This window comes from Lentzea sp. NEAU-D7 (assembly GCF_026242055.1).
Taxonomy (GTDB): domain Bacteria; phylum Actinomycetota; class Actinomycetes; order Mycobacteriales; family Pseudonocardiaceae; genus Lentzea.
Map to the genome: position 1 here is coordinate 30,946 of NZ_JAPJDL010000010.1, position 15,339 is coordinate 46,284.

Below are 15,339 nucleotides of genomic sequence, written 5' to 3' on the forward strand. Positions count from 1 at the left end.
GACGTGCTCTTTTCGTGGACGGGCGGTACCGGTTCGACCACGGCCTGTTGAGGTCCGAACCGCCCTTCCGGGGCTGGAAGTTAACCGGAACGGGGGCTTTACCCCGGCCATGAGTAGACTCGCGCCTCGTGATTCGTCTCGAACACGTTTCCAAGGTCTACAAGACCTCCACGCGTCCTGCGCTCGACGACGTGTCCGTCGAGATGGAAAAGGGCGAGTTCGTCTTCCTGATCGGGCCTTCCGGCTCCGGCAAGTCGACGTTCCTGCGCCTGCTGCTGCGCGAAGAGGTGCCGACCAGGGGACGCGTCTACGTCTCCAACTTCGACGTCGCCAAGATGTCGCGCCGCAGGGTCCCCCGCCTGCGGCAGTCGATCGGCTGCGTGTTCCAGGACTTCCGTCTTCTGCCCACGAAGACGGTGGCGGAGAACGTCGCCTTCGCGCTCGAGGTCATCGGCAAGCCCCGCAACACCATCGTCAAGGTGGTGCCGGAGGTGCTGCAGCTGGTGGGCCTCGACGGCAAGGAGGACAGGTTCCCGACCGAGCTGTCCGGTGGTGAGCAGCAGCGCGTCGCGATCGCCCGCGCGTTCGTGAACCGCCCGCTGGTGCTGATCGCCGACGAGCCGACCGGAAACCTGGACCCCGACACGAGCCAGGACATCATGTTGCTGCTGGAGCGGATCAACCGCACCGGCACGACCGTCATCATGGCCACCCACGACCACGGCATCGTCGACTCGATGCGCCGCCGAGTGGTGGAGCTCTCGTACGGCAAGGTCGTCCGTGATGACGCGCGCGGCGTTTACGGCGTTGGCCGCTAAGCGTCCCTAAGCCCCCGAACCCCAAGGAACCCCGCCCCCGATGCGTACCAGCTTCGTGTTCAGCGAGGTCATCACCGGACTTCGCCGGAACGTCACGATGACGATCGCGATGATCCTCACGACCGCCATCTCGCTCGGGCTGCTCGGCGGTGGCCTGCTCGTCGTCCGCATGGTCGACAAGATGCAGGCCAACTACGCGGGCAAGCTCGAGGTCTCCGTGCTGCTGACGAACGACGTCAGCGCCAACGACAAGGACTGCACCCAGCAGCCGTGCGCGGGCCTGCGTTCCAACCTGGAGGCGACCTCCGGCGTCGAGTCCGTGGTGTACCAGAACCGGGACGAGGGCTTCGAGCGCTTCAAGCGCATCTTCGAGGCCCAGCCGGAGCTGCTCAAGCTCGCGCGTCCCGAAGCCATCCCGGCCACGTTCCGCGTGAAGCTCGAGGACCCGGAGCGCACCGACGTCATCAAGCAGGCCTTCGAGGGCAAGCCCGGCGTGAAGGGCGTCGACGACCAGGGCAAGTTCCTGGAACGGTTCTTCGAGGGCCTCAACGGCATGCGGGACGTCGCCCTGATCCTGGCGCTCATCCAGGCGTTCGCCGCGCTGCTGCTGATCTCGAACACCATCCAGGTGTCGGCGTTCACCCGCCGCGTCGAGGTCGGCATCATGCGACTGGTGGGCGCGACCCGGTGGTACACGCAGCTGCCGTTCCTCATCGAGGCGGTCGTCGCGGGCATCATCGGCTCGGTCACCGCGGTCGGCGGCCTCGTGCTGTTCAAGGCGTTCTTCCTCGACAGGATCACCAGGAACCTCACCGAGTCGGGCATCATCCCGCCGATCGGCTACCTGGACATCCTGATCGTGTCGCCCTGGCTGTTCCTCGTCGCGATAGTCATCTCGGCGACCACCGGCTACGTGACACTCCGTCTCTACGTGCGGCTTTAAGTATTTTGCCGACCGCCTAGACTTGTCGTCATGGTCAAGGAACGCGGGCAGAAGGTCATCGCGTCGAACCGCAAGGCTCGGCACGACTGGTCCATTCTGGACACCTACGAGGCGGGCATTCAGCTCGTCGGCACCGAGGTGAAGAGCCTGCGCATGGGCCGGGCGTCCCTGGTGGACGCCTTCGCCCAGGTCGACGACGGCGAGATCTGGCTGCACGCGCTGCACATCCCGGAGTACGTCGCGGGCACCTGGACGAACCACGAGGTCCGGCGCAAGCGCAAGCTCCTGCTGCACAAGGCGGAGATCGAGCGGCTGATCGGCAAGACCAAGGAGTCCGGTCTGTCGCTCGTGCCGCTGCAGATGTACTTCAAGGACGGCTACGTCAAGGTCGAGATCGCGCTGGCGAAGGGCAAGAAGTCCTACGACAAGCGCCAGGACCTGGCGAAGCGCGACGCGAACCGCGAGATCGCCAAGGCCCACGGCCGGGCCCTGAAGGGTCGCTACTGATGGCACTGGTGGACGTCCACGTCCACTTCATGCCGCAGAACGTCCTGGACAAGGTCTGGGCCTACTTCGACCGCGTGCGCGAGTCCGGGGTCGACTGGTTCATCCAGTACCGCACCGACGAGAACGCCCGGCTCACCGCGCTGCGGGAGCTGGGCGTCGTCGCGTTCGCACCCCTGCTCTACCCGCACAAGCCGGGCATGGCGCCGTGGCTGAACGAGTGGGTGGCCGACTTCGCGGCGCGGGTCCCCGAGGCGGTGCCGACGGGCACGTTCTACGCGGAACCCGGCGCCGAGGCGTACGTGCGCAAGGCCCTGGAGGCCGGTGCGCGCTGCTTCAAGTCGCACGTCCAGGTCGGCGGCTACGACCCGCGTGACGCGCTGCTGGACGGCGTCTGGGGCCAGCTGGCGGAGGCCGGCGTGCCCGTGGTCGTGCACTGCGGTGACGGGCCGATGCCGGGCGAGTTCACCGGGCTCGGCGTCTTCGAAGAGGTCCTGAAGGCGCATCCGCGGCTGACCGCGGTGATCGCGCACGCGGGGATGCCGGACTACACGGGCGCGTTCGACCTGGTGGAGCGCTACTCCAACGTGCACGTCGACACCACGATGGTGGGCGTCCCGTTCACCGAGCAGATGGTGCCGCTGCCCGCGGACTGGCGGGTGCGCGTCGCGGCCCTCGCGGACCGGGTGGTGCTGGGCACCGACTTCCCGAACATCCCGTACCCGTACGAGGTGCAGCTCGACGCCATCAGGTCGTGGGGCCTGGACGCCGCCGCCGAGCAGGCGGTCCTGCACGACAACGGCGCCCGTCTGCTTCAGCTGTCGAGGTAGGCGAGCACGGCGCGCACGCGGCGGTGCTCGGAGTTCGACGGCTCCAGGCCGAGCTTGGCGAAGATGTTGCCGACGTGCTTCTCCACGGCGCCGTCGGACACGACGAGCGTGCCGGCGATGGCCGTGTTGGACAGGCCCTGGGCCATCAGCCCGAGCACCTCGCGTTCGCGGGGCGTCAACTTGTCGACGGGGCTCTTCTTGCTGCGCACCATGAGCTGCGTGATCACCTCGTGGTCGATGCTCGTGCCACCGTCGGCGACCCTGCGCACCGCGTCGACGAACTCCTTCACGTCCGCGACCCGTTCCTTGAGCAGGTACCCGACCCCGCTCGCGCCGCCCGCGAGGAGCTCCACGGCGTAGCGCTCCTCCACGTACTGCGACAGCACCAGCACCGGCAGCCCCGGATAGCGGCGGCGGCACTCGATCGCGGCCCGCAGCCCCTCGTCGGTGAACGACGGCGGCATCCGCACGTCCACGACGCACAGGTCAGGCCTGTGCTCGGTCACGGCGTCGAGGAGGTCGTCACCGTTCTCCACCGCCGCGACGGTCTCGATGCCCTCGTCGGCGAGCAACCTCTGCACGCCCACCCTCAACAGCACCGAGTCCTCGGCGATCACCACGCGCACGGCAACTCCGCTCGAACAACGGTCGGCCCACCAACGGGGCTGACGACGACAACAACACCGTCGATCGTGGCAGCCCGGTCCGCGAGGCCGGCGAGCCCGCCGCCCGGCCGCAGTTCCGCGCCACCCTGACCGTTGTCGGTGACCTCGACCAGCACCCCCGTGTCCACCCTGTTGACCCGCACGGTCGCCTTGGTGCCGTTGGAGTGCTTCGTGATGTTCGTGAGCGCCTCGCCGACGGTGAAGTACGCGGCGCTCTCCACCGACGTCGGCGGCCGCGGCTCCACGTCGACCTGCAGGTCGACCTCGATCGGCACACGGGCGGCGAGCGCGGACAGCGCGGCGTCGAGCCCCCGGTCGCCCAGGACCGACGGGTAGATGCCCCGCGCCAGGTCCCGCAGCTCCTTGATGGCGAGCTTCGCGTCCGCGTGCGCCTCCGCGATGAGCTCGGCGGCCGCCTCCGGGTCCGTGTCCAACTTGGACTTCGCCCGGCCCAGCCCCATCGCCACGGCCACGAGCCGCTGCTGCGCCCCGTCGTGCAGGTCGCGTTCGATGCGCCGGCGCTCCGCCTCGGCCGCCTCGACACCGCGCGCCCGGCTGGACGACAACCGCTCGGCCTCGATCGCCAGCGCGTCGGCCCGGGTCGGCCCGAGCATGCCGCGCGCGAACTTGCCGTGCACCGACCCGAGCCACCGCGTGCCGAGCGCCGCGAACGGGATCAGCGCCAGCCCGATCAGCGAGACCGGCAACGCCGACGCGAACGAGTCGATGGTCCAGAAGTCGCCCACGATCACCGCGAACGGCGCCGTGTCGATCCAGAACGGCACCGCGATGAACGCCGCCGTGACCGACCACATGACGACGACGGACGCGAACTCCAGGACACCGACGGGCAACAGCAACAGCAGATACCCGAAATCACGCCAGGTCGCCGGATCGGTGAACTGGGCCTTGAACCGCTCCCACAACGTGCCGCCGGTCGGCAGCTCCCGATAAGGCCGGGGGATGTCCGTGCGCAACGCCGCCCTGACCCACGCCCGCTCCATCGTCGCCCCGCCCCGCGCGACGGCCATCGCCGACCACAGGATCGGCAGACCCACCCAGAGGATCGAGGTCGCGAACCCCACGACGGTGAGCACGACGGAGAGGGTGAACCAGAAGATGCCGGTCACCAGGTTGGTCAGCAGGTAGAACCCGGCTGCGAGCGCGTTCGGTTTCCTCATGACGTCCATGCTGTCGTTCTCGCTGGTCAGAGACCATCTGGCCAGCCATCCGGTCAGAGGTGGGGACAGCCCTACCTGCCTCGGGAAGAACTCGGTGGCCGCAGTCGTTATGCTATGCGTACCACTACAAGGGGGTGAACGGTTTCGACTGTGAACGTTGATTCAGGGGAAGCGTGTCGGTGCAGGCGAGAGACCACCGTTAAGCGTCATCGCAAACCAATAAGCGCCACGTCTAACGACAAGCGCACCGCGTACGCTCTCGCTGCCTGACAGCGGAGCTAGCGGTTGTCGGCCTAGGAGTGCCTTCGGCCTAGTTCCCGGCATCAGCTAGAGGGCTTACCAGCAGTCTCGGTCGCGGAGACTGCCCGGGAAACTCACAGCGACTGGGCCCGTCACACCTGCTCGTCCGCGTGACAGGTGGGGTCAAGCAGAGACACAGCGGACTGCGCACGGAGAAGCCCTGATGAACCGGCACAGGACCCGGGTTCGATTCCCGGCACCTCCACTCGATGGGTGAGTGCTGTTCGTGGACAGCACTCACCTTTTCTCGTTCTCGGGTGTCCTCTGGGGGCCGAGCCCCCAGACCCCCACGCCGGGGGCACGCCCCCGGACCCCCGGCCTGCCTCGTCGCTTCGCGACATCGGCGGCCCATCCGGCTGGCCTGCCTCTGCTGCCTCGTCGCTTCGCGACCTTGGTGGTCCAATTGACGCCGTGTGCTGGTCAGCAGTCGTCCATGATCTACGTCGTGGATGAGCCAGGTGGTGAAGTGGTCGGGTGGAGTGAGGCCGACGGCGAACTCTCCGAGGTTGTCTGGGGGAAGCTCAGCGAGCCGGCCAAGGAACTGTTCACCGTGTTGATGAACGAGCCTGGTGTGCGGTTCAGCGGTGATGAGCTGAGCTCACGGCTTGGCCTGCCCAACGGGAAGCACGGCGTGGCAGGGGTTCTTGGGTGGCCGATGCGGCACTGTCGGTCGGTTGGACGTGCGTGGCCGTGGGCTTGGGAGTACCCCGAAGGCAAGAGCGCGCAGTACTGGATGACGGAGGAGGTCGCTGACCTCTTCCGGCACGCGCGGGACGCTCAGGGGCAGTTGGACGTCATCAAGAACAATCCTTGGTCTGAATGACGTCCGACAGTGCGGCCAGGAAGTCCGGGGCGTCGAACATCGCGCCCGCTGAGGCGACTCCGGTCGTCTTGAAGCGGCCGCTCAGCAGGCGTTCTGCCGCTTCCACGGCCAGAGGGGCGCTCACGGCGTAGATGTCCTTGCCGGATGCGGTCAGGCGTCGTTCCTCGCCTGCCCTGCGCACGCGCACGTCCACCTCGAACGTCTCGGGCTCCTGGCGGGCCTGCGCGGCCTGCAGGCCGGTGGCCGCCTCCGTCGACATGTAGTCGGTCACCGAGGAGATCCGCAGGTGGCTCGGCAGCGTGACCACGTCGGCCATGGAGAACTCGCCGATCACCTGGCGGGTGCCGGTGGGGAACTCCCAGTCCAGCACCGGTGCGGTGTCGCCGTGGTAGGTCAGGGCGCCGTCGCGGAAGCGGACTCGCCGGCCGTCGCGGCGCTCGCGGGAGACCTGGCCCGCGGTGAGAGTGCCCGCGGTGGGCTGCCAGCCGCTCAGCCCGTACGCGATGTGGGCCTCGTCGGCGGAGTCCCAGTCCGCCATCGCGGCGGTGACCAGCAGGTCGGCGAGGCCGCCGAAGAAGGCCATCGCGGGCACCACCGGGATCGAGGCGCCGCGGGCGAACGTGTCGGCGTTCGCCTCGATCTCGGCCGCCACGTCGACGTACGGGATGCCGGCGCGTTCGGCGGCGGCGATCAGCGGGCCCGCGGTGACGGCGAACGGACCGGCCGTATTGGTGACGGCGGCCGCGCCTTCGAGGGCGCGGTCGAGGGCTGCCGGGTCGTCGGCGGTGGCCTGTGCGCGTCCGAACGGCAGCGGGTTGTGGCCGCGCTTCTCCAGCTCCGCCAAGACGAACTGTCCCGTGGTGCCGGATGCGCCGTAGACCGCGATGTTGTGTCCCATGTGGACCAGTCAAGCCGCTGGGCGTGGCCCGAGCCAGTGTCTGGAACGACACGATGCGTACACTTTCGGACATGCTCGCGTTCGCCGTCACCTCCGGGATGCTGCACTTCGAGCTGACCGCCACGTACGAGATCTTCACCGCCCCGCAGCTCGACTACCGCGTGGTCGTCTGCGGGAACGCCCCGGTGCGCCTCGGCCGGTTCACGCTGGAGCCCGACCTGCCGCTCGACCGGCTGGACCGGGCGGACACCGTGGTCGTGCCCGCCATCGCGGACGTGGACGTGCCTCTCGATCCGGCGCTCGTGCAGGCCGTGAGAGCGGCCCACGACAAGGGCGCGCGGATCGTGTCGTTGTGCACGGGCGCGTTCGTGCTGGCCGAGGCCGGGCTGCTCGACGGGCTGCGCGCGACGACGCACTGGGCGCACACCGACGAGCTGGCCCGGCGGTATCCGCGCGTCGAGGTCGACCCGGACGTGCTCTACGTCGACAACGGGCAGGTGCTGACGAGCGCGGGCAAGGCGGCGGCGATCGACCTGAGCCTGCACGTGATCCGCGGCGACCACGGCACCTCGACGGCGAACACGGCGGCGCGCCGGCTCGTCGTGCCGCCGCACCGGGACGGCGGGCAGGCGCAGTTCGTGCTGGCGCCGGTGCCGTCCGGCGAAGGGCATCCGCTCACCGAGTTGTTCGACTGGGTCTCGGCGCGGTTCGACCAGACGATCACCGTCGAGGACATGGCGCGGCAGGCAGGCATGAGCTCACGGCACCTCGCCCGGCTGTTCCGCGCGGTGACGGGCACCACGCCGTTGCAGTGGCTGCACACGCAGAGGATCCGGCGCGCGCAGGAGCTGCTGGAGATGACGGACGACAGCGTGGACCGGATCGCGGAGGCGTCCGGGATGGGCACCGCCACAACGCTGCGCCGGCACTTCCACCGGACCGTCGGTGTGCCGCCGGACACATACCGCCGCACGTTCCGCCCCGTTGGTGGCCACTAGATCCACAGGTGGGCGTTAGGTTGTCCTGATGAGCAACCAACAGCGCATCGGGGCGCGGGTGTTGCGGCGCAAGCCGATCGACCAGCTGACCCATCCAGGTAGCGAGCTCAAGCGCACCATGGGTGTCGGCCACCTCACGATGATCAGCATCGGTGCCACGCTCGGCACCGGCATCTTCGTCGTGCTGGGGGAGGCGGTGCCGCTCGCCGGGCCCGCCATCGTGCTGTCGTTCGTGCTGGCGGGCATCACCGCGTTGTTCTCCGCGCTGTCGTACGCCGAGCTCGCGGGCCTGATCCCCGCGTCCGGTTCCTCGTACTCCTACACCTACGCGACCCTGGGCGAGATCGTCGCGTGGGTCTGCGGCTGGTGCCTCGTGCTGGAGTACGGGGTGTCGGTCGCGGCGGTCGCGGTCGGGTGGGGGCAGTACGTCAACGAGCTGCTGCACCTGGTGACGGGGCTGCGGATTCCGGACGTGCTGAGCCAGCCGCCTGGGGCGGGCGGAGTCGTCAACATCCCCGCCGTGCTGGTCGTGGTGGTCTCCATGCTGGTGCTGCTCGGTGGCGCGAAGGGCAGTGCGCGGACGAACACGATCCTGGTGTGGATCAAGGTCGGCGCGCTGCTGATGTTCTGCGCGGTCGCGTTCACCGCGCTGAAGGCGGGCAACTTCCAGCCGCTGTTCCCGCTCGGGCTGGCGGGCGTGAGCGCCGGCGCGGCCACGTTGTTCTTCTCCTACATCGGGTTCGACGCCGCGTCGACCGCCGGCGAGGAGGCCAGAAACCCGCAGCGCGACCTGCCGCGCGCGATCATCATCTCGCTGGTCGTGATCACCGCGCTGTACTGCGCGGTCGCCCTCGCCGCCGTGGGCGCCATGCCGTGGCAGACGTTCGAGGGCACGGAGGCGGCGCTGAGCCGTGTGCTCACCGACAACGTCGACGGCGCCGTCTGGCCGATCCTGCTGTCGATCGGTGCTGTGGTGGCGACCACCTCGGTCGTGCTGACCGTCCTCTACGGACAGACGCGCATCCTGTACGCCATGTCCCGCGACGGGCTGGTGCCGTCGATCTTCGCGAAGCTCAGCCCGCGCACCGGCGTGCCGTTCGTGAACACCGTCGTCGTCGGGCTGTTCATCGCCGTGCTCGCCGCTCTGGTGCCGCTGGGGTCGCTGGCGGACGCGACGAGCATCGGCACGCTGTTCGCGTTCGCTCTGGTCAATGTCGCGGTGATCATCCTGCGGCGCACGGAACCCCACCGGAAGCGCAGCTTCCGCGTGCCGTTCTCGCCCGTGACGCCGTTGCTGGGCCTCGCGTTCTGCGTCTACATGATGTTCAGCCTCGGGCTCGACACGTGGATCGCGTTCCTCGCCTGGATGGCACTCGGGTTCGTCATCTACTTCGGTTACAGCGTCAGGAAGGCACGCCTTGCGGTTCCAGGTGATCGGTGACGTCGCCGGCATCGCCCGCGTCGCCCGGTACTACGCCGAGGTCTGGGACACCACCGAGGACGTGTTGTCCACGGAGACGCTGCACTGCGTCCGGCACGCGGGCGGTGCGACCATCGGCGCGTTCGACGGCGACGAGCTGGTCGGCGCCACGACCGGGCTCTTCTGCCCGGACGGGTCGGTGTACTCGATGATCGCGGCCGCACGGCCGGGAACCGGGCACGCGTTGAAGCTCGCGCAGAAGGACTGGGCGGTCGAGCTCGGCGCCCGGTCGATGCGGTGGACCTACGACCCGCTGGTGTCGCGCAACGCCCGGTTCAACCTGGTCAAGCTCGGGGCGGTCGCCATCGAGTACACAGTGGACTTCTACGGGCCGATGCGCGACGGCGTGAACGACGGCGACGAGAGCGACCGGCTCACCGTGCGATGGGACCTCACCGGTTCCCGCGAGCCGCACGAGCCGGTGCCGGCGGGTGAGGTCACGAAGACCGCCCCGGACGGAGAACCGCTGGCGCGCACGGACGGCGAACGAATCTGGTGCCGGGTGCCGCGCGACGTCGTGCAGGTGCGCAAGGAGTCACGGGACCTCGCGAGGCAGTGGCGGGAGGCGGTCCGGGGCGTGTTCGTGGACGCCTTCGGCCAGGGCTACGTCGCGACGTCGATGTCCCGCGACGGCTGGTACGAGCTGGTGCGCCATGAGGAGGTGTCACGGTGAAGATCGAACGGGTCGAGCTGCTGCACGTCGCGATTCCGCTGGTGTCGCCGTTCCGCACTTCGTTCGGGACGATGACGACGAAGGACACGTTCCTGCTGCGGGTCGTCGCGGACGAGGCGGAGGGCTGGTCGGAGTTCGCGGCCGACCCGGAACCGCTGTACTGCTCGGAGTTCGTCGGCGCCGCGGAACTGGTGCTGGAGCAGCACCTCGTGCCGCGGGTGACGCCCGAGGTCACGGCCGCCGAGGTCGCGCCGAGGACGCACGCGGTCAAGGGCCACAAACTCGCCAAGGCGGCGCTGGAGACCGCGGTCCTGGACGCCGAGCTGCGGTCGTACGGGATGTCGATCGGCGCCTATCTGGGCGCGACGGCGGACAAGGTGCCGGCGGGGGTCTCGGTCGGGATCAGGAACTCGATCCCCGAGCTGCTCGACGACGTCGAGGCCTACCTCGCCGAGGGCTACGCGCGGATCAAGCTCAAGATCGAGCCGGGCTGGGACGTCGAACCCGTCCGAGCGGTGCGCGAACGGTTCGGCGACGTGCTGCTGCAGGTCGACGCCAACACCGCGTACACGCTGGCCGACGCCGACCACCTGCGCCGGCTCGACGAGTTCGGCCTGCTGCTGGTCGAACAACCGCTGGAGGAGGACGACCTCCGCGGGCATGCGCTGTTCGCACAACGGATCCGCACGCCGATCTGCCTCGACGAGTCGATCACGTCGGCCAGGGACGCGGCGACGGCCATCGCGCTCGACGCGTGCCGGATCATCAACGTCAAGCCCGCCAGGGTCGGCGGGTACCTGGAGGCGCGCCGCATCCACGACGTCGCGGCCGCGCACGGCGTTCCGGTGTGGTGCGGCGGAATGCTGGAGACCGGCATCGGACGCGGGCCGAACCTGGCACTGGCCGCGTTGCCCGGCTTCGTGCTGCCCGGCGACGTCTCGGCGTCGCGGAGGTACTTCGCCGAGGACCTCACCGAGCCGTTCGAGCTCCAGGACGGCTTCATGCACGTGCCGGCCGGGCCGGGCATCGGTGTGGAGCCGATCCCGGAGACCGTCAAGCGCTTCACGACGGCGACGAAGGTGCTCTACGCCAAGGACTGAAGCTCGCGGGCGAGGTTGGTCCGCGCGGCGTCGTCCCACCGCTGCCGCGCGGGCTCGGTCACGAACAGCACCTCGCGGTCGAGCAGCGTCTTCAGCACCTTCGCCCGGCCCGCCCGCCAGGTCGCGTCGTCGTACTGCGCGTACTCCTGGCGCACGGCCTGGCTGTAGCGGTCGTAGTGCTCCGGCTGCGAGCCGAGGATGGCCAGGTCGGCGTCAAGCAGCACGTGCGCCAGCGGGTCGTCGGACGAGTGCGTGATGGTGGCCAGCACCAACGACTCCACACGTGCGATGTGCGCCTCTTCCAGGCCTGCCAGGCGTTCGCGGGCCCACGCGGCGGATGCGCGTTCGTCCTCGCCGGGCTTGCTGTCGTAGATCACGTCGTGCGCGCAGGCCGCCAGCGCGAGGATCGCGCGCTCCTCCACGGTGAACGCGAACGCGTCGGCCAGCGCGGACGAGTCGCGCACGACGGACACCACGTGGAAGGCGTTGTGGTAGGTCCGGTGCGGCTCGGAGTAGCGCTCCATCAGATCACCCGCGTCCGGCGCGCCGCCGAGCGCGCGCACCGCGTCGTCCCAGATCCGTCTCACCGCGCCAGTTCCTCCTCGACGACGTCCGCGGCCACCGTGCTGCCGCCCGCCTGGTGGATCATCCGCTGCATGTCCTTCACCCGCGCGGCGATCGCGGAGTCCGACGCCAGCTGGTCCACCAACGAGCGCACGCCCTCCACGGTCACGGTGTCGAGCAGCACACCGAGCCCCAGCTCCTCGATCCGCTGGCCGTGGAGCCGCTGGTCGGTCGTGTGCGGCACGACGATCATCGGGACGCCGTGGTGCAGCGCCTCCATGGCCCCGCCCATGCCGCCGCGCGTCACGAACACGCGGGCGTGCTTCAGCACCGCGAGCTGCGGCACCTCTTCGCGGGTCTCGACGTTCATCGCGGGACTCAGCACCTTGCCCTTCGTGACCAGGTGCCACGGCATTCCCCGCGCCGCGTCCGCGCACACCTGCGTGCCCGTCGTCGCGAGCACCACCGGCCTGTCGGGCGGAGGTTCCCACGTGCCCTGGAACGCACGTCCGGTCAGGCAGGGGCCGGTGAAGGTGACGCGCTCGCCGAACGTGTGGCCCTCGGGCTGGAACTCCCTGGGGAACAGGGCGATCCGGCGGCTCGCACCCGAGACGAACTCCGGCAGCGAGCAGCCGAGGAAGCCGTGCAGCCTGGTGAAGAACCCGATCGCGGCCTGGTCGAACCGGCGCGGTGGTACGACCTCGGCGCCGAGCGACCAGTGCGCGTTGCTGGTCAGAAGAACTTCCAGCAGCACGTTCGGCACGTCAAGCCGGTGCGCGACGACGCCGCCGGACCAGGCTGCGATGTCCCACACGACGAGGTCCGGCCGGTCGTCGCGGAACGTGCGCTCGAACTGGGGCAACGCCGACTCTGCTTCGGCGAGCGCGAGCTGCGCGGCCTCGTAGAGCGACGGCGGCAGTTCGCCGGGAAGCGTTGCCTCGTAGGGGATCGCGGTCGCACCGCACTCGGTGACGGCGGGGAGGAACCGGGCGGGTACCGGGCAGCTCACCCGGTGACCGCGGCGCACGAGTTCGGCGATCACCCCGAGCGCGGGCAGGACGTGCCCCCGTTCGGGCATGAGGAAGATCGCGATGTGCGCCATAGAAGAGACTAACGCTGTTCGTTTCCCGATGGTTCACAGAGGTGCGCCGGGATTTCCGTTCAGCTCATTTGTCTTATCTTCTGTCGTAGGGCTTTTCCGGCCAGTGGTGCTTGGGGTACCTGCCCTTCAGCTCACTGCGGACGCGCAGGTAACCGTTGCGCCAGAACGACCTGAGGTCGCTGGTCACGGCGGTGGGGCGGCCTGCGGGGGAGAGCAGGTGCACGACCACCGGAATTCCGGCGATCTGCGGCGTGTCGGCCCATTTCATGGCGTCCTGGATGCGGACGGAGAGAACGGGCTGGTCCTGCGTGTAGTCGACCTTGCCCTGGCCGATGCGTTCCGGGGCGAGCTTGTCGAACTCCGCCGCCTCGGGCCACGGCAGCAGGCTCCTCAGCAGCGCCGTGGTGTCGATCTTGGCCAGGTCGGAGCGCTTCTTCGCCTTGCCCAGGTCGAGCGCGCGGATCAGGTGCTCGTCTTCGACGCTCGGCCAGTCGCGGGTCCTGTGCAGGAAGGCCATCCGCTCGCGCAGGCGAATGGCCGCATCGGTCCACTTGAGCAGGCCCAGGCCCTCAGCCTCCAGACCGAGGCGGAGTGCCTGCTGCGACTTGGCGAGATCGTTGAGCGGGCGTTCGTCGAGGGTGATCGCGCCGAGCTTGCGGACCTCGTTCGCGATGACGTCGCCGTTCCACCGGATGTCGTCGACCGTGTGCACAAGGGCCGCCGCGGCGGTGACGGCGAGTTCCTCGTCGGCCGGGGCGGCGAGGCGGACGCGGCCGTGCTTGCTGCCCGGTTCGCGGTCGGCGATCGCGACCGCTAGCCACTTGGCGTGCGAGTCGGTGTGCTCGACGGCCGTGCCGTTGGCCATCAGGTAGACGTTGCTGTTCTTGGACCGGCGCTTCGCCAGCCGTTCCGGGTAGGCGAGGGCGACGACGAGCGCGGGGTCGCCGTTGCCCGCCGGGTTCGTGCCCAGCTTCTCGAGCTTCTTGGCTTCCTTGCGCCACTTGCCCGGTGCCTTCAGTGCCGTCGCGAGATCGCTCGTGGAGGGGTGCGTGCTGTCGTCGAGCAGTGCCACGACCTCGGCGGCCGTCCGGTTGCCCGCGAGCGCGCTGCCGTCGATGAGCGCACGGCCGAGCCGGGGGTGCAGGCCGACGCTCGCGATGCGGTCGCGGCGACCGGGTTCGAGCGCGCCGATGGCGTCGAGGGTCTCCTGCGCCGCCTTGAGCGCGCCCTCCGGAGGGGCGTCCCACCAGTTCAGGGCGCTGCCGTCCGGGGTGCCCCACACCGCCAGCTCGAGCGCGAGCCTGGTCAGGTCGGCGGTCTTGATCTCCGGCTCCGGGTAGCGGGGGAGCGTCGAGTGCTCGTGTTCGGGCCAGCAGCGGTAGACGCGGCCCGGCGCCTCACGTCCCGCACGTCCGGCGCGCTGTTCCGCGACGGCCTGGGAGACGCGGATGGTGGCGAGACCCGCCAGACCCCTGCGGTGGTCGACTCGCGGGACCCTGGCCAGGCCGGCGTCCACGACCGCGCGGACGCCGGGGACGGTGAGGCTGGACTCCGCGATGCTCGTGGCGAGCACGACCCGCTGGTGCGGTCCGGGCCTGAGGGCCGCGTCCTGCGTCTGGGCGTTGAGCTGGCCGTGCAGGATCACGGTCTCGGCCCTGAGCAGGCTCGCGGTCCGGTTGATCTCCCTGACACCGGGCAGGAACGCGAGCACGTCACCATCCACTTCGGACAGTGCCTTGTTGATCGCCCTCGCTACCGTGGTCTCGATGTGCTCGTTGCGCGCGGGCGGGACGTAGGTGATCTCCGTCGGGAACATGCGCGACTCGGTGTGCAGCACCGGCGCGTTCAGCAGGTCCGAAAGCCGTTGCGCGGCAACGGTCGCCGACGTGGCCAGGAGCCTGAGGTCCGGGCGCAGCCCCGCCTTGGCGTCCAGGAGGAGCGCGAGCAGGAGGTCGGCGTCGAGGTGGCGTTCGTGGCACTCGTCCAGCAGGACCGTGCCGACGCCCTTCAGCTCCTGGTCGTGTTGCAGCCTGCGGACGAGAAGACCGCTGGTCACGACCTCGATGCGGGTGTGCCTGCTGGTCTTGCGGTCACCCCTGACCGAGTAGCCGACGGTGTGGCCGACCGGTTCGCCCAGCAGGCTCGCCATCCGCGCGGCGGCCGCTCGCGCGGCGATCCGGCGCGGTTCGGCGACGACGACCCTGCCTTCGAGGGCCAGCGGGACGAGCGTCGTCTTGCCGGTTCCCGGTGGCGCGACCAGCACGGCCGCCCCGTGCTCCTGGAGCTGTGCCAGGAGTTGGGGGAGAACGGATTTCACCGGGAGATCGGGCAGGTCCACGTCGCTGAGTGTGCCAGGGTTGCCGTGCGGGGATGATCGGCGTGGTTCGCTCAGGCCGCGCCGCACCGCTGGTTCGTGCGGCGGGGGCCGGGCAGCCGGAGGTGCCGGTGCCGGTGTTGTGG

At 69.5% G+C, this 15,339-nt stretch carries 15 protein-coding genes and 1 other RNA gene; 10 read left to right on the forward strand and 6 right to left on the reverse strand.

Going from position 1 to position 15,339, the window contains the following annotated elements:
- Positions 1–128: 128 nt before the first annotated feature.
- Genes ftsE through ORI60_RS21010 form a run of 4 tightly spaced genes read left to right on the forward strand, consistent with a single transcriptional unit; the run spans position 129 to position 3,095 of the window.
- The gene (gene ftsE / locus ORI60_RS20995; RefSeq protein WP_030470385.1) at positions 129–818 is read left to right on the forward strand and encodes a cell division ATP-binding protein FtsE; all 690 of its coding nucleotides are present in this window, start codon (positions 129–131) and stop codon (positions 816–818) included.
- A gap of 40 nt (positions 819–858) precedes the next feature.
- Positions 859–1,761 carry a permease-like cell division protein FtsX gene (ftsX, locus tag ORI60_RS21000; protein ID WP_030481520.1) on the forward strand — a complete coding sequence of 301 codons (903 nt, stop codon included), beginning with the start codon at positions 859–861 and terminating at the stop codon, positions 1,759–1,761.
- Between the two features lie 30 nt (positions 1,762–1,791).
- The gene (gene smpB / locus ORI60_RS21005) at positions 1,792–2,268 is read left to right on the forward strand and encodes an SsrA-binding protein SmpB (protein WP_189160483.1); all 477 of its coding nucleotides are present in this window, start codon (positions 1,792–1,794) and stop codon (positions 2,266–2,268) included.
- On the forward strand, positions 2,268–3,095 hold the full coding sequence (locus ORI60_RS21010; RefSeq protein ID WP_266039431.1) for an amidohydrolase family protein: 828 nt from the start codon (positions 2,268–2,270) through the stop codon (positions 3,093–3,095). Before smpB ends, ORI60_RS21010 begins: the two co-directional genes overlap by 1 nt.
- Here ORI60_RS21010 and ORI60_RS21015 read toward each other — a convergent pair.
- Both ORI60_RS21015 and ORI60_RS21020 read right to left on the reverse strand, forming a co-directional pair.
- On the reverse strand, positions 3,080–3,721 hold the full coding sequence (locus ORI60_RS21015; RefSeq protein ID WP_170176439.1) for a response regulator transcription factor: 642 nt from the start codon (positions 3,719–3,721) through the stop codon (positions 3,080–3,082). The two genes, ORI60_RS21010 and ORI60_RS21015, sit on opposite strands and share 16 nt — an antisense overlap.
- On the reverse strand, positions 3,709–4,950 hold the full coding sequence (locus ORI60_RS21020) for a sensor histidine kinase (protein ID WP_416234483.1): 1,242 nt from the start codon (positions 4,948–4,950) through the stop codon (positions 3,709–3,711). The genes ORI60_RS21015 and ORI60_RS21020 overlap by 13 nt, the downstream gene beginning before the upstream one ends.
- Before the next feature lie 121 nt (positions 4,951–5,071).
- Here ORI60_RS21020 and ssrA point away from each other — a divergent pair.
- Both ssrA and ORI60_RS21030 read left to right on the forward strand, forming a co-directional pair.
- Positions 5,072–5,449: a transfer-messenger RNA gene (gene ssrA, locus ORI60_RS21025) on the forward strand.
- A gap of 225 nt (positions 5,450–5,674) precedes the next feature.
- Positions 5,675–6,064: a DUF6416 domain-containing protein gene (locus ORI60_RS21030; RefSeq protein ID WP_266039435.1), complete on the forward strand. Its 390-nt coding sequence runs from the start codon at positions 5,675–5,677 to the stop codon at positions 6,062–6,064.
- Here ORI60_RS21030 and ORI60_RS21035 read toward each other — a convergent pair.
- Positions 6,039–6,962 carry a saccharopine dehydrogenase gene (locus tag ORI60_RS21035; protein WP_266039436.1) on the reverse strand — a complete coding sequence of 308 codons (924 nt, stop codon included), beginning with the start codon at positions 6,960–6,962 and terminating at the stop codon, positions 6,039–6,041. The two genes, ORI60_RS21030 and ORI60_RS21035, sit on opposite strands and share 26 nt — an antisense overlap.
- Before the next feature lie 53 nt (positions 6,963–7,015).
- On the opposite strand from ORI60_RS21035, the gene ORI60_RS21040 reads away from it, so the two are divergent.
- The 4 genes from ORI60_RS21040 to menC are packed head-to-tail and all read left to right on the forward strand — an operon-like array spanning position 7,016 to position 11,213.
- Positions 7,016–7,960 carry a helix-turn-helix domain-containing protein gene (locus tag ORI60_RS21040; protein WP_266039438.1) on the forward strand — a complete coding sequence of 315 codons (945 nt, stop codon included), beginning with the start codon at positions 7,016–7,018 and terminating at the stop codon, positions 7,958–7,960.
- Positions 7,961–7,988: 28 nt separating this feature from the next.
- Complete coding sequence (locus ORI60_RS21045; RefSeq protein ID WP_266039439.1) at positions 7,989–9,401, forward strand: amino acid permease; 1,413 nt, start codon at positions 7,989–7,991, stop codon at positions 9,399–9,401.
- The gene (locus ORI60_RS21050) at positions 9,379–10,113 is read left to right on the forward strand and encodes a hypothetical protein (RefSeq protein ID WP_266039440.1); all 735 of its coding nucleotides are present in this window, start codon (positions 9,379–9,381) and stop codon (positions 10,111–10,113) included. Before ORI60_RS21045 ends, ORI60_RS21050 begins: the two co-directional genes overlap by 23 nt.
- Positions 10,110–11,213: an o-succinylbenzoate synthase gene (gene menC / locus ORI60_RS21055; protein ID WP_266039441.1), complete on the forward strand. Its 1,104-nt coding sequence runs from the start codon at positions 10,110–10,112 to the stop codon at positions 11,211–11,213. The genes ORI60_RS21050 and menC overlap by 4 nt, the downstream gene beginning before the upstream one ends.
- On the opposite strand, the gene ORI60_RS21060 is transcribed toward menC, so the two are convergent.
- From ORI60_RS21060 to hrpB, 3 genes are all read right to left on the reverse strand, one after another.
- Positions 11,198–11,800 (reverse strand): hypothetical protein, encoded by a 603-nt coding sequence (locus ORI60_RS21060; protein WP_266039442.1) that lies wholly within the window; start codon positions 11,798–11,800, stop codon positions 11,198–11,200. The two genes, menC and ORI60_RS21060, sit on opposite strands and share 16 nt — an antisense overlap.
- Complete coding sequence (locus ORI60_RS21065; protein WP_266039444.1) at positions 11,797–12,879, reverse strand: macrolide family glycosyltransferase; 1,083 nt, start codon at positions 12,877–12,879, stop codon at positions 11,797–11,799. Before ORI60_RS21065 ends, ORI60_RS21060 begins: the two co-directional genes overlap by 4 nt.
- A gap of 73 nt (positions 12,880–12,952) precedes the next feature.
- Positions 12,953–15,217: an ATP-dependent helicase HrpB gene (gene hrpB / locus ORI60_RS21070; RefSeq protein ID WP_266039445.1), complete on the reverse strand. Its 2,265-nt coding sequence runs from the start codon at positions 15,215–15,217 to the stop codon at positions 12,953–12,955.
- Positions 15,218–15,339: the final 122 nt, after the last annotated feature.